Source organism: Rhizobium sp. L51/94, from assembly GCF_019355555.1.
Classification (GTDB): domain Bacteria; phylum Pseudomonadota; class Alphaproteobacteria; order Rhizobiales; family Rhizobiaceae; genus Rhizobium; species Rhizobium rhododendri.
This window is the reverse complement of record NZ_CP072145.1, coordinates 115891-129663: the sequence shown is the minus strand read 5'-3', so window position 1 is coordinate 129663 and position 13773 is coordinate 115891. Positions and strand designations below refer to the sequence as shown.

Below are 13773 nucleotides of genomic sequence, written 5' to 3'. Positions count from 1 at the left end.
TGCCTTTTCTGTCTCGTGTTTCCTCTTCCGCATCAGCGGCGCTGGGTTGTGCAACAACCCGTATATGCGCCCTTGTAACCTCAATCGCTCTGCTCAATCGGCCACGGTGTGGCGTCTGTGATGGACGTCTGAGCGATGCGATTGAGCCTCCAAAAAACTACAAATCGGCACGATTTTCAATATTGTCGATGGCATTTTCGCTTGAGGCGCCAAGGCTTTTTTCTTATTCTTGCCGTCGAAATTCGATATCGCGGTCCTTCTCGAGGAGCCGTGACATGAGCGATAACGTGCTGCTGAAGAACGATTTGTTGATCGAGATGCCGGCAAGCGACAAACTGTTCACGTCCAAATGCATCGCAGGCACGGTCGCCGCGATTATACCGAAGACCAGATGTTGGCTGAGGTTTACATGTCTATTTTGATCAGGAAAATGCAAAGGACCGACAGCGACTTATGGGCCGCTATGCGATCCAGGCTTTGGGATCGTCTCTCTTTCGAGGAACACTCGGCCGATATCGAAAGGTTATGGAACGGCGAGAAAGGGAACGGCTACATCGCCCAGACCCCGGATCGCACTGCGGTTGGCTTTGCGGAAATATCCATTCGTGACTATGCCAATGGCTGCACTGCGCAGCCCGTTCCGTTCCTGGAAGGAATCTGGATAGACCCCAACCATCGCCGCAACGGGATCGGCCGACTTCTCATCACAAACATCACCGACGATCTGATTGTACAAGGGTTTCATGAGCTCTGCTCCGACGCTGACGTCGGAAACCGACGATCGCACCAGGCGCACAAAAATTGGGAGTTTTCGGAAACCGCTCGAGTCGTCTATTTCCGCAAACCCTTGTGCTAGTCCCGCTTCGCCTTAGACCTGTTCGAAAGGAGAGATGATGGCCAGGAAGACCATCGAAGAACGCCTCGCCCAGATCGAGGCCCAGCGCAGAACCCTCAAAGCCCGCCTCGGCCAACAAGAGCGCAAGGAAGACACAAGACGCAAGGTGCTGCTTGGCGCCCTCGTTCTCCACCGTCTGGAAAACAGCGGCGATGCCGAGTTTTCCAAACGTCTCGCCGAATGGTTACGCCGCGAACTGCCGGGCTTCCTCACCCGCGATGCCGACAGGCAGCTGTTTGACCACCTGCTGCAGCCCTCCCCTCCTTCCTCGAAAGGTGCCTCGGCGGAAGGAACGGAACAATGATCCAGGCAAGGTTTGTATAGGCCGCATTTAATAACATGCTGCGGACCGCAGCTCATGATCCGCTCTGCGCCTTCGTTTTCGTTGTCACTGGGCCGTTTCGCGCCGGCCGTAATATGCTTCAGATGAGTGCCGCGTTTTCCCTGGTCGTTTTCGTTTTCGGGTTTGCACTGCAGTATCTGAGGCCATCCGTCGGAATTGCGAAAGGCGATTTCATCTCGGCTGCCGTCAACTGGCTCTATCCCCAGGCGCCATTGTAGTCGTGAGCGTTTGGAGTTCCGTCGCTACCCTGTGGATTTAGGGATTGAAGCACGGAAGCACTTGGGTACAAATGGTTCCGTGCTTGTCAGAGCGCTTGGCCTCCCACCCGAAAGGAGAGACAATGGACGAGTTTCCAACATTCAAGCAAGAAATGGGAAAGAGACTGTCAAAGGTGCGCAGCGACGCCGGCCTGTCGCAGAATGACTTCGCCGCGATCCTCAAGGTCAGCGAGAAGCTCTATGCAGCATATGAGGCCGGTGAGAGGGAAATACCAATCGAAGTCCTTCTAGCGCTTCATGATCAAAACGTTGACGTTTCCTGGGTGATGTCGGGCGAAGAGCCGCGTTGGTGTGCACCGACTGCCGCAAACGCACCAAGTGATGTTGCAAGGATATGAAAAAGGGATATTATATATCCTTCAAAGGATATGCTCGCCATGCCTCTCTATATCAAGGATCCGGAAGTCGACAAGCTCGCGGATGAACTTGTGGGCCTTACCAAAACCTCCAAGGTCGACGCCGTGAAGGCGGCACTGAAACGTGAGATCGCCAGCCGCAGAAGCAGCCTGCCGATCCGCGACCGCCTTGCAAAATCTCTTGCGATGGCCCGCGCAGCGGGACCTTATGCACCCGGCGACCACAAGCGCGAGACCGATGAGATGTGGGGCGAGGACTGATGCTGTTTCTCGATGCATCCGTGATTGTCGCGATCCTCGCTTATGAAGAAGACCGCGAGGAGCTTTTGGACCGTATTGGGCAGGACGAAGGTCCATTCTATGTGTCGTCAGTTGCTCGCATGGAAGCCTCGCTAGCGCTCGCCCGCCGCATGGCTGAGCGCGTCGGCCGAGACAAGCCCGCAACGCTCGAAATGCTTCAGGAGTCTCGCCGAATAGTAGATCAGTTTCTCGTCGACCTGGAGGCGGAAGACGTAATGATTTCTGGCGATGTGGGATCCAAGGCCCTCGACGCCGCGCAGCAATACGGCAAAATCGTCAACCACCCAGCAAAGCTTAATATGGGCGATTGTTTCGCCTACGCTTGTGCTCGCGCCTACGGGACCAAGGTCGCCTACAAAGGCAACGACTTTTCCCTAACCGATATAGGCTGGTAGCGCCTAGCGCTCGAATGCAGGGTGCGGCTTCAGCGGTAACCCCTCACCCTTTCCCACTCGCTCTGTATGCCACATAGCCGCGACGGCTCACTGAGACTTTTTGGCGGTTTCGGCCATAGGACATTCGATGCCGAGTGGGACAGATTTCGGCAAAATTGCTGCCAAATCAGTGCAGAAACGCGCGACGCATAACTCAGGCGCAATATTCCAACTTCTGTTGGGAAGGCTTACGCCAGAAGCAGTCAAAGCATCAGGTCCAACCTAGACAGCGTTGAAACCAACAGCCATAGCCATTATGCTCCGATCACACCATCGATGAACTCACGCAGAAGTGGTCGATCAAATGCTCCCTTTGTATCAAGCATCCACGATGTAGCTTCCGACGGTGTCCAAGGCCTTTTGTAAGGCCGGGTCGATGTGAGGGCATCGTAAACATCGCAAATCGCGGCCATTCTTGCGTAGAGGCTGATCTGCCCGTCAAGAAGACCCATGGGATAGCCCTTCCCGTCCAGCCGCTCGTGGTGATGAAGGGCTACGTCTAGCACGACGTCGGGCATGCCCTTGCCACGCGAAAGCATACGATGGCCAAGTGCGGGATGGCGACGAATAAGCGCCATCTCGGCATCGGTCAGGACACCGGCCCTGGTCAAAATCTCGATCGGCATCCCGATTTTTCCGATATCGTGGAGGAGACCGCTCATTCCCAAAATTGGGACAAGGGGCGCATCAAGTTTCAGGTGCCGCGCCAGGCGGATCATCAATGCCGACACGGACAGGGAGTGGAGAAAAGTCACCTCGTCCTTTGTCTTCATCCGCGTCATGTTGATGAGGATCGAAGGATTGATGTCCAACGACTGAGTAATTTCCTCGATGACCGGCGACACCATTTCGACCGTAACACCGGCCCCGGCGCTAACGTCATCAAATATGCTCTTCAACAGGACGGAGGTTCTTTTGATTTTATCGGCCGTCAGAATACGGATCTTCCGACCACTCGACGCCGACGATGTCTTGACCGCTCGACCCGGACCATCGGGTTTGGATCGCCCCGCGACCGCCGGTAAGACATCCAGCCCTTTGGATGTGTTGATGAACACACCGCAGACGTTACTGTTCCTGAGACATGCCGCGTCCTCCTCGCACTCGAGTGTGTAGCGACGACCGGCAAACGGCGTGTCGAGCCAGGAACCCTCCAACGCCTCGATAAACATTCCGATTCGCAACTGATCCTTGCAGATACGTTTCAGCATTTTCTTCCCCTTGGGATGAGAACAACCTTTTCGTGTTGAGCACAACGGCCACGCAGTCTTGAAATGCGGGGCCGCTGCCTGATGGAGCGGGTACCGCCGAGCCGACGAAATGCCCGGCGCCAATGGCTCAGAACTCCTTCCAGGACGGCTCCGAAGATCCGCCGAATGCACCGGCGATCTTGCGTCCCAGCGCTTTTGCGGGTGATGCTACCGGGCGTGCGTTGTTCGACGCGAGACGTACCGGTTGATGATTCGCCGGCTGACCGCCAAGATTGAACTGCGCGATCAGCTTGTTCAGGGCGTCGGCTTCGCCGGCCAGACTGTGACTGGCAGCCGTGGACTCCTCGACCATGGCGGCGTTCTGCTGCGTGCCCTGGTCAATCGTGTTGACGGCCGTGTTGATCTCCTGAATACCGACCGACTGCTCGCGCGCCGATTCCACGATGGCACTGACGTGAATGTTGATCTTCTGAACCTCGCCGACCATGATTTCCAAGGATTTCCCCGTTTCCCCAACCAGGGCGACACCGGTACGGACCTGCTCTCCGGATGTGATGATGAGCGCTTTGATCTCCTTGGCGGCAGCGGCAGAGCGCTGTGCAAGCTCCCGCACTTCCTGGGCGACGACCGCAAAGCCCTTGCCGGCATCTCCAGCGCGCGCGGCTTCCACGCCCGCATTCAGCGCGAGCAGATTGGTCTGGAAGGCGATTTCATCGATGACGCTAATGATATTGCTGATCTCGCCGGAGGATTTCTCGATCTGATGCATGGCATGCACCGCGTTGCGCACGACTTCCCCGGCCTTCTCCGCACCAATTCTGGTGCGCGAGACAAGAACGCCTGCCTCTTCCGCCCTCTTCGTGGAATCACGCATCGTCGTCGTGATCTGTTCCAGGGCAGCCGCTGTTTCCTCGACGGAGGCCGCCTGTTGCTCGGTCCGCTTTGCCAGGTCATCTGCGGCGGATCGGATCTCATTCGCACCACCGTCGATGCCGCGAGCATTCTCCATGACTGCCTGTAGCGCCTCATGCAGTTTGGTCAGCGAGTTATTGAAGTCGAGACGCAACGTGTCGAGATGGGCGGCGAAGGGTGTCGAAATCCGATAGGCGACGTCGCCGTCAGCCAGCCGCTGGAGCCCGGCTGCCAAGGAATCGACGACGAACTGGGATTGTGCCGCTTCACGTGCCTTTTCCGCTTCACGTTCCAGGCGCTCCCGTTCGCTCATCGAGCGATTGGCCAGTGCTTCTTCTTCCATCGCTGTTTTTTGTATCGCGTTTTCTCGGAAGACAGAGACCGCAGCAGCCATTGCACCGATTTCGTCGACTCGGTCGAGGCCGGGTACTTCGATGGAGACATCGCTCTGCGCCAATCGGCCCATGGCGGTCGTCATTTGCTTGATGGGAGACGCGATGCTGCGGGCCACGAACCACATCGCCGCGATGCCGCCGGCTGCAATGATGAAGCCGACGATAATCTGGAACAGCGTGTCGGCATGGTTACGGTCTGCCAGCGATGATGTGAGGGCCTTGGCCTGCGCCATTGCTACCGATCGCGGGACTTGAATAATAACGGACCATGGAGTTTTCGTCCGGCCGATGACGATGGGTGACAGAGCCGTAAAGGTTTCGGCATTTCCCTCGACGGTATCGCGGCCGGCTTGTATCGATGGGAGTTGCGACGTCGCCGCTGAGCTTATCTGGTCAAACGGGCGGCCGATCGCATCCGGATGGTCACTGGATGCGACGACAAGGCCCTTGTAGCTGACAATGTCGACCGCGGCTTTGCCGCCGTAGATCGATGCCTTTACATCTTGCGCAAGCTTCTGGACGAAGGTGAGATCGAAATCAGCTCCGGCGACGCCGACGAACTTGCCGTCGATCGTCATCGGAACCGACATCGTCGCCAGATAGACGTTCTTGCCCTGAACGACATAGGGCAAGGGGTCCAGGATGCTTTCGCCCCCGCCGCCTTTCGGACCGAGATACCATCCACCTTTCATGACGCCGTTGGGGTGAAGCGCTGTGCTGTCATATTCGACAAGGGGTTGGACAGCCAATTTGCCATCGGCGCTTCGTGTCCAGTAAGGCAGGAATCGCCCGGTCGCATCCGATCCGGCATCCTGCTTGTCGCGAAAGAGTTGATCCTGCCCATCAAGCGCATTGGGCTCCCAGGCGCTGTACGTTCCGTTAAAACGTGGATTGTCCTTCAGCACGTTGAGAAGGATCGCATTGAACTCTGTGCGGCGTTTGCCAACCGGCGTCGCTGCTCCATTGTCGTTGCTCGCCGATATCTCGAACATCCGGGCCATGTTACGCGCCGAGTCGAATGCCATGTCGAGCGGCGACTTGATCAACGCGGCCTGCGCAAGAGCCAATGTTTTGAGATGGTTCTTGGTGCTGTCTTCCGTCAGAGTATCGACGTGTTCACCCACGAATGCCTTACTGTTGGCGGCGGATATAATGCTATACCCCACCAGTGCGCCGCTTGCCGCAACGACGCAGACGCCCGCGAGCAGGGCAATTTTAAGCTGGATTGATCGTATGCGCACAGTCCGTCACTCCTGTTTCTCGGCGCATGATGCGGCCTGAGGAGTTTGAACGTGAACCGCGAAGGTTAATTATCTCAGTATTGAATAAAACTGTATTTAGATTTTGTCGCAAATTTGCGACTGAAATAACGTATTCTCAACTAACGTATATGATTTAAACTGTTTAGTTGTACGAATTCGCACAATCGCATTTGATTTAAATCAATATTGAGGGTCATAGTATACTTGTCGACGGCAACGCAAGGGCTCCGTCGCTTATAAGTTCATTGTGCTTTCGCCCCCAAAAGGAGAGATTCATGAACTTGGCGCACGCAGTTCCATTTCAAAACCGATTGCTTTGCTGCTTGTCGGAGCCCGATCTCGCACTCGTCATCGCATCCGCTGAACGCGTAAAACTTCATCTCAGGCAAGCGCTGGAAATCGCTCATCAGAAAATCGAATTTATCTATTTTTTGGAATCTGGGTTGGGTTCGGTCGTGGCAGGCAAAGAATCGGGTTCCGCAGTCGAGGTTGGCATGTTCGGGCGCGACGGCATGTCCGGAACATCCCTGGTACAGGGTGACAGCGAAAGCACGTTCGACTGCATAGTCGAACTCGAAGGATATGCGATCCGCATTTTTGCAGAAGATCTGGAAAACGCCATGCGGCAGAGCACGTCTTTGAAAAATCTTATGGCTCACTACGCCCATGCTCTTGGTATCCAGACGACCTACACCGCATTGGCAAATGCTGAGATCAAGCTGGAACAACGCCTGGCGCGCTGGATTTTGATGGTCGATGATCGGGTTGACGGACATCACTTCCGTATCACGCATGAGTTTATTGCGATGACGCTGGGGGTTCGCCGGGCGGGTGTTACCGTGGCACTAAAACTTTTGGAAATGCGCCTTCTTATCAAGATACAACGCCGCGAGATCTTCTTATTGGATCGTCAACGGCTTATTGATTTGACAAAAGGAACGTACGGCCCCGCTGAGATCGAATACACTCGACTCATTCACAAGTCTCCCATGGCCTAATTATCGAGGGGCTGCCAGAGGTCGTCTGAACCCGGAAGATCGATCGGTTGACCTGTGTATGACGATCTATATACGAGACGTTATGGCCGCGGAAAATGGAAAGCGTTCCGGGCGATAGCGCCCGGGCTTGAAAGTGACCAGAGGGCCGGCCACGTCGGCGCAATGTCGAAGCGCCTTCCCTTCGTAGCAGGACGGCTCTCCCGCGCACTGTTCGCTATCGCGAGCAGACAGGCGGTCCTGGGGTCTGGGCAGATACCATGGGGGTGGAAAGCGGCCCGCTCTCTGTCAGAGTGAGGGCGCCAACTTCGGAAGTCCTCCTTCGTTGCGAATTTCTGCCAGCGCGCCTAGCCTTATTAACTGTCATGTCAGCAAATGCTAATGCTCTGCCGTCAGATATTTGACGATTTCCGACTTCACGGGTACCGTCGAGCCTGACGTGCCACGGTATGGATCGACTGCAAAGTGTTGGTACACAGGGCAGGAGGACGCCATGATTCTATTCGTAATCATCAGATCCGTTCGCCCCGGCTAAGACTTCGGGTCAGTGACAAATCGGAGCAACATTTCATTGATCCATACCGTGGCGCCCTTATGCAGCGCGTCCTGTTCGGCCAAAACTATGATTGCCTCCGTCGCTTCTATTGGGCTCCACTCCGCATCAACGGCGTCGGCAATCAATTTCAGAACGAATGGCGACAGCGCCTCCTGGCAATCCAGGAAACGCTGTGGGTCGGTTGGCGGCCTTGTGGGTTTTGCGATAGTCATGCCCATGCTCCAGCGAGGAGCTTAACACAACTTATGATAATATACAAATATCGATTTAAACCTAAAGGGGCCAGAACAAGAGCTGCTCCAAATCATACGCCGGCTCTATCAACCAAAGACAGCTACGGCGGATTTGATTGTAATACCTCCCGCATGGCTTCGGCGCATTTGGCGCCGATAGCAGCACGGAAGACTTGCTGCAGTTGCAGTGCAGGTGGCACGCGTGACCAGAGGGTCTTCATACTCTCCTTGCCACTTCGGCTTTTTCGCACCGCCTGGCCTGTGACGATGCGTTGGGACCAGCGGAAGCCGATTTCATGGAAATACAGGTCGGCGAGCTGCGGGCTAATGTGATGGAAAACGCCTGTTATGGTTCGGCGAACACGGTCATTGAACCCTTCGACTGAATTGATGTGGACGGCATCACGAACATATTCGCGGTTGGAATGATTGACTGTTTCGTGTTTGGCCTTTGCCTCGTCACTCATCAAATTGCCCGAAGCTCTACCTGCGGAGTAACAGCGCCCACGGCGGCGCTCAAGGAGAGGTCGCGGACCACAGTGGCACGGGCATCGCCCGCGGGAGAGCCGGGAGTGATTTCCGCAGGACGCTGCACAATCGCCATAACTGGTGCCTTCTGTGTCTTTGCCTGCCCCTTTCGGCCTCTTCCGGATGGTGGAGCATCGGGCTGCCGCTCAAGCTTGCCACCGAGATAGAAATGATCAACCTCAATCGTGCCGTCGAGCATGTTTTCACGCGCTACCATCAGGCGCAATGCATGGCCGATCCGCCATGCCGTTGGCTGGCTCACCCCGAGAGCCTCGGCAAGACGTACCGAGGATAAGCCCTTATCAGACTGTAGCAGCAGCCACATCGCCTTAAGCCATGTGCGTAAAGGAAGCTTCGTGGCATGCAGGGGCGTGTGTGTTGTTACAGTGAACTGGAACCGGCAATCGCCGCTGGAGCACTGATAAAGACCCGGCCGCGCCCGGTGCTTGCCCATGTCGCGGCCGGCGATGGCGATCGACCGCTTATAGCCGCACGCAGGACACACCCGCCCATTTGGCCACACCATGTTTTCCAGCAAGACACGGCAATGAGTCTCATCCCTGAAAGCCACCGACATGTCGTCAATTGATTAGGATCGTGGAAAGGGCTGCCAGAATTGTCTTGGGCATGGTCTTCTCCCTAACTAAAGGCCGAAGAAGCGCACCGATATCTCTCGATTGCAGGGGCCTTGCTGTCTTTGGTTGATAAAGGCGGCGTACGATTTCGCACTGTTCTTGTTCCGACGCCTTTTACGCGCCCGGGATCGCGAAACCGATGCCTCGCACAATCGCTTAAAACTGCTTCTGCAGATCTGCACCATGACAGCCTTCCTGCTTGGGGGTATTTTGAGGCGTTATTATTTATCAGGCCATCGGCGGCTGGCTGCTGATCCTTGCGGCCAAGCTGCTAGTCGTCATCGCAATGATGGGAGTTTCTTGGGCACGCCGCACGATTGACGTGCCTGCCTCTCCCGCAATCAACTCTGGAAACCCGAAGCTTGGCCTGTGAACTCTGTCCCCCAAAACATCCGCTAACCCCGAATGGGAGAAAGGTACAAAGACCATGCCTCGCAAATCCATCGAGGAGCGCCTCGCCCAGATAGAGGCGCAGCGCAAAACCTTAAAGGCCCGCTTGGGAAAACAGGAGCGCTCAGAAGATACCAGGCGCAAAATTCTACTCGGGGCGCTCGTACTTCATCGACTCGAGATCAGCGGCGATGGGGAGTTTCCAAAACGCCTCGGTGACTGGCTGCGCCGAGAACTTCCCGGCTTTTTGACGCGAGACGCCGACAAGGAATTGTTCGGAGATCTCATCAATCCCGAAGGTCCTGATACGCGCGCAGGAAATACCGGAGAGGCAGCGTCATGAGCCAGGCGACACTTGCATGGGCTGCATTTAAGAACATGATTCGCGCAGCCGCCCGTGATCCCCTCTGGGCCTTCGTCTCGATACTGTTTCTTCCCTTCCGTGCAGCCAAGCCGATGTTCGGAGCCTTTTGCCTGTTGGCTATCGTGTCGGCAGTCATCGAAATTGGGGGGCGGTATGCTCTCCAACGAGCCGGATTTGAACCCAGAAGCATTGCCTTCATCTCACTTGATTTGATCGCAGCAGCCGTCCTGTTGTCGCTGGTATTTCGCCTGATCACCAATCCTATCATCTTGCATTTCGGCGACATGGAAGGCAGCACCCACGGCTCGGCGCGCTTTGCCGCCAACAAGGAAGTTGCGTCGCTTACCCGGACTGGATCCGGCCTCTTGATAGGGCGCGATGCAAAGACCGGAAAACCACTTCGCTACGACGGGCCTGCCCATCTCCTGACGATGGCGCCGACCAGGACCGGCAAAGGTGTAGGCACCATCATTCCCAATCTGCTGACCGCCGATCGCTCGGTGATCTGCATCGATCCCAAGGGCGAGAATGCAAAAATTGCCGGTCGGGCGCGCCAGAAATTTGGATGTGTCCATGTCCTTGATCCCTTCGGGGGGACGGCGCAGCTCTCAGCCGCATTCAATCCGCTCGATGCGCTCGATCCGGACGGACTCGACGTGGCAGAAGATGCCAGCACGCTTGCAGACGCTCTCGTCTACGATGAACCGGGCATGGGCGGCGAGGCGCACTGGAACGAAGAAGCCAAGGCGCTGATCTCAGGCATGCTGCTCAAGATTATAGTGGAAGAACCCAGATATCGGCGGACACTGACGACTTTGCGCGAATATCTGACCTCTCCGCCTGATGATTTCACCGCCCTTCTCAAGCGCATGCAAGAGAATGCTGCGGCAGGCGGGTTGGTCGCCCGCGCCGCCAACCGGCATCTCGGCAAATCCGACCGGGAAGCAGCCGGTGTGCTGTCAGCGGCGCAAAGGCATACCCACTTCCTCGATAGCCCACGGATGGCGGCGGTGCTCGGCCGATCTGACTTTTCCATCCGTGACCTGAAAGCGCGGACCGAGACCGTCTTCCTGGTCCTGCCGCCCGATCGGCTGTCGACCTATTCGCGCTGGCTGCGACTGCTCGTAACCCAGAGCCTGCTCGATATGGCCCGAGATCCGACGCGACCACCGTCGCCCGTCCTCTATCTGCTCGACGAGTTTGCAGCGCTCGGTCATTTAGCTCCCGTCGAGCGTGCCATGGGTCTCATGGCAGGCTATGGCGTTCAGCTTTGGCCGATCCTCCAGGACGTCCACCAGTTGCGCGCCACTTACGGTCAACGCGCCGGCACGTTTCTGTCAAACGCTGGTGTCCTCCAGGTCTTTGGCGTCAACGTCCACGACAGTGCCCGTCTTGTCTCCGATCTGCTCGGACAAGAAACCGTGGTGTTCCAAACCATGGGTCGCGCACTCGATTCCGAAAAGTCTGGCATCTCCTATGGGGAACAGCATAGCGCTCGGCCCCTCCTCACCCCCGATGAAGTCCGAAACCTGCCCGCGCATGCCCAACTGTTGTTCCTCGCCGGCCAACGCCCGATCGTGGCCAGGAAACTCGCCTACTATGCTGACGTGGAATTCAAGGGAGCATTCGATCCGGTATGAGCGAAGACGATGAAAACGAAACCGAGGCCATGAGCAGAGATCTGATCTGGATCCTTAGCCTGATTGTGAATAGCAGGCCGGAAGAGCGCCAGCGGATTGCACTTGCCTACGCCCAAGCCCAGGATCTGGTGGCAAGCATCTCGAAAGACAATGGCGATGCCTGGCCTCGCATTGTCGCCTGCTTCGAACGCTCCGATGCCTATCAGGCTGCAGGCGACCCCGCCTGCGCTGGCTGGTTGCTGACAGGCATGCAGGAGCGGGTCAATGAACGCAACCTTCCCGACTGGCGAAAACTGCGCAAGATCATACGAAACACCATCAAAAGGCTACCTCTGACCATGCCGACAGTTCACTGAGACAGGTAAATCAGGCCCTGGCGCTATGGCGCCGGGGCATTATTGCTGGCGTCCTCCGACTCTCTATGGTGCGATAGGGAGGCCGCTTGCCTCCGCGCGGGAGCGACTGCGTCGCATAAAGCCCGCCAGTCGTCATTCATTTCGCAAAGCAGGTTTCTTCAAGCGGACACCAGGGCCACCATCTCCGTTTTCAGAAATAAAAATAATTCCGGCATCCTCCAATACGACCCGCAGTTCATCGACTGTTGATTGCTTAAGGACTTTGCCCGTTTCAAAACGAACAATCGTGTTGGTAGACATTTTTGACAGCTCCGCGAGTTCTGCGATCTTTAGGCCAAGAGCTGTACGCGCCATTCGACACTGAACTGGTAACATTAAATCGCCTACCGTAGGCGAATTTGATTGATCCGCCGAGTTTTTCTATTAGAATATTCAGGTCTTGTATCATTGCAGACGGCCGAGCAAGGCGTTGCGACCGCCCTACTCGGCCTAACCACAACCCTAGCTATCTGGAGCTTGGATCATGGCTGATTCTGAGAATAGCAGAACTGCGCCTACAATTTCCTCTGGAAAAAAAGGATCATCGAACCAAAAAATCAAAACGTTGCCGCATGTGATCAATCGTCGAAACCTTCTTCCCGTCGCGGGACGTGTTTTGCAGGACCGGATAGCATCAATTCCTCCCAGGACTGTAAGCGGCCAAACACCCGTACGAGAGATTTGGCTGCGTTGGTGGGATTTATTTCAGCAGCGTGTGCGGGCAAGCCGCCTGCGGAAAAACCTGGAGAGCAGATTGCTTAAGGAAATGGGCGGGCACCCATCGGTGGAAATAGACTTAGCGGAAAGTGATCAACCGGTCATCGTACGCACCTATTCGGAGATCAATGCAATCGCACCCCGCTTGGAACCTGATCAAACCGCCAGAGCAAAAGCATCACTACGTCAACGCCGGCGCGCGTGGAACAGCGCTAACCGCCGCCTTGGATACAGCGCAGCCCTCACTAAAGAACAGGAAACTGCTTTCTCAGAAGGGATTGCAGGGCGCGTACTGCTTCTCACGCCGCCCTCCTCTCTCGTTGAGGTCGCCGCCAAACTTCACTGCCTCCTGGTTATGCAAGATCCCGATCTGAAACTAAAGGATGAACCTTGGCCACAGCTGCGTAGGATGCTCAAGGAACTCATTCGACCCGAACTGTCTGAGACTTGATGACAAAGGCAGACCGCCGGTGACTTCCCGCCGACAGGCTTCACTGCGAAAAGGCAACGCTCGACAACATTCTGCAGGTGACCGCCCGGCTGGCGTTCATCTGCGGATTGAAACTCCCACGGAATATGCTTCCAGCCATCAACGCGGCGTGGATTAGCATGTTCGAGCCGGAGCGGCGCTTTAGCCTAACGAAACTTCCAGCCCATGAGGGAGGCAATTCCTCACGTGCTTGACAGCGTCCATCCTCTGGAAGTCGGCGAAGCTCCTGCTGCATAGATATGACGATCTTTGACAGTAAATACACCCGGGGGTGGCAAAGGCCCGGTCTCGAACTGCAGCCCCGGGCCTTCCCCTGCCGCCTTGTCAAGAAGCGCGGCGAGGCGGGCCTAGCGTCAGATCGCGTCAAGGTCAATGCGCCACGCGCTCGTCGAAACCATCTCCATCAATTGAGGGGTTGTCGCAGAGTGGGCCTCATCCCTATAA

At 56.2% G+C, this 13773-nt stretch carries 14 protein-coding genes and 1 pseudogene; 10 read left to right on the top strand and 5 right to left on the bottom strand.

Going from position 1 to position 13773, the window contains the following annotated elements:
- Nucleotides 1-409: 409 nt before the first annotated feature.
- The 5 genes from J5274_RS27975 to J5274_RS27955 all read left to right on the top strand — a co-directional run bounded on the left by J5274_RS27975 (nucleotide 410) and on the right by J5274_RS27955 (nucleotide 2567).
- Complete coding sequence (locus J5274_RS27975) at nucleotides 410-856, top strand: GNAT family N-acetyltransferase (RefSeq protein WP_219276345.1); 447 nt, start codon at nucleotides 410-412, stop codon at nucleotides 854-856.
- Nucleotides 857-893: 37 nt separating this feature from the next.
- Nucleotides 894-1199 (top strand): mobilization protein, encoded by a 306-nt coding sequence (locus J5274_RS27970; RefSeq protein WP_219276343.1) that lies wholly within the window; start codon nucleotides 894-896, stop codon nucleotides 1197-1199.
- 379 nt (nucleotides 1200-1578) lie between these two features.
- The gene (locus J5274_RS27965; protein WP_219276341.1) at nucleotides 1579-1854 is read left to right on the top strand and encodes a helix-turn-helix domain-containing protein; all 276 of its coding nucleotides are present in this window, start codon (nucleotides 1579-1581) and stop codon (nucleotides 1852-1854) included.
- A 39-nt stretch (nucleotides 1855-1893) separates the two neighbouring features.
- A complete protein-coding gene (locus J5274_RS27960) occupies nucleotides 1894-2133 on the top strand; it encodes a type II toxin-antitoxin system VapB family antitoxin (protein WP_209207607.1) in 240 nt (79 codons plus the stop codon).
- Nucleotides 2133-2567, top strand: coding sequence for a type II toxin-antitoxin system VapC family toxin (locus J5274_RS27955; RefSeq protein ID WP_219276339.1), 435 nt, complete (start codon nucleotides 2133-2135; stop codon nucleotides 2565-2567). The genes J5274_RS27960 and J5274_RS27955 overlap by 1 nt, the downstream gene beginning before the upstream one ends.
- Nucleotides 2568-2860: 293 nt before the next feature.
- Here J5274_RS27955 and J5274_RS27950 read toward each other — a convergent pair whose 3' ends face one another.
- Nucleotides 2861-3817, bottom strand: a complete 957-nt coding sequence (locus J5274_RS27950) for an HD-GYP domain-containing protein (protein WP_219276337.1) — start codon at nucleotides 3815-3817, stop codon at nucleotides 2861-2863.
- Between the two features lie 127 nt (nucleotides 3818-3944).
- A complete protein-coding gene (locus tag J5274_RS27945; protein ID WP_224171971.1) occupies nucleotides 3945-6365 on the bottom strand; it encodes a methyl-accepting chemotaxis protein in 2421 nt (806 codons plus the stop codon).
- 296 nt (nucleotides 6366-6661) lie between these two features.
- Here J5274_RS27945 and J5274_RS27940 point away from each other — a divergent pair, with 296 nt between their 5' ends.
- Nucleotides 6662-7384 (top strand): Crp/Fnr family transcriptional regulator, encoded by a 723-nt coding sequence (locus tag J5274_RS27940; protein ID WP_219276335.1) that lies wholly within the window; start codon nucleotides 6662-6664, stop codon nucleotides 7382-7384.
- A 528-nt stretch (nucleotides 7385-7912) separates the two neighbouring features.
- On the opposite strand, the gene J5274_RS27935 is transcribed toward J5274_RS27940, so the two are convergent.
- Together J5274_RS27935 and J5274_RS27930 are read right to left on the bottom strand one after the other, a co-directional pair.
- Complete coding sequence (locus tag J5274_RS27935; RefSeq protein WP_219276334.1) at nucleotides 7913-8149, bottom strand: hypothetical protein; 237 nt, start codon at nucleotides 8147-8149, stop codon at nucleotides 7913-7915.
- A 108-nt stretch (nucleotides 8150-8257) separates the two neighbouring features.
- Nucleotides 8258-9327: pseudogene (locus tag J5274_RS27930) on the bottom strand (IS1595 family transposase).
- A gap of 433 nt (nucleotides 9328-9760) precedes the next feature.
- On the opposite strand from J5274_RS27930, the gene J5274_RS27925 reads away from it, so the two are divergent.
- The 3 genes from J5274_RS27925 to J5274_RS27915 are packed head-to-tail and all read left to right on the top strand — an operon-like array spanning nucleotide 9761 to nucleotide 12083.
- Nucleotides 9761-10066, top strand: a complete 306-nt coding sequence (locus tag J5274_RS27925; protein WP_219276332.1) for a mobilization protein — start codon at nucleotides 9761-9763, stop codon at nucleotides 10064-10066.
- Complete coding sequence (locus tag J5274_RS27920) at nucleotides 10063-11727, top strand: type IV secretory system conjugative DNA transfer family protein (protein ID WP_219276330.1); 1665 nt, start codon at nucleotides 10063-10065, stop codon at nucleotides 11725-11727. Before J5274_RS27925 ends, J5274_RS27920 begins: the two co-directional genes overlap by 4 nt.
- Complete coding sequence (locus J5274_RS27915) at nucleotides 11724-12083, top strand: hypothetical protein (RefSeq protein ID WP_257625773.1); 360 nt, start codon at nucleotides 11724-11726, stop codon at nucleotides 12081-12083. The genes J5274_RS27920 and J5274_RS27915 overlap by 4 nt, the downstream gene beginning before the upstream one ends.
- A 132-nt stretch (nucleotides 12084-12215) precedes the next feature.
- On the opposite strand, the gene J5274_RS27910 is transcribed toward J5274_RS27915, so the two are convergent.
- A complete protein-coding gene (locus J5274_RS27910; RefSeq protein WP_307877658.1) occupies nucleotides 12216-12383 on the bottom strand; it encodes a transcriptional regulator in 168 nt (55 codons plus the stop codon).
- Between the two features lie 223 nt (nucleotides 12384-12606).
- Between J5274_RS27910 and J5274_RS27905 the strand changes: the two genes are divergently transcribed.
- Nucleotides 12607-13290 (top strand): hypothetical protein, encoded by a 684-nt coding sequence (locus J5274_RS27905; protein WP_219276326.1) that lies wholly within the window; start codon nucleotides 12607-12609, stop codon nucleotides 13288-13290.
- The last annotated feature ends 483 nt before the right edge of the window (nucleotides 13291-13773 follow it).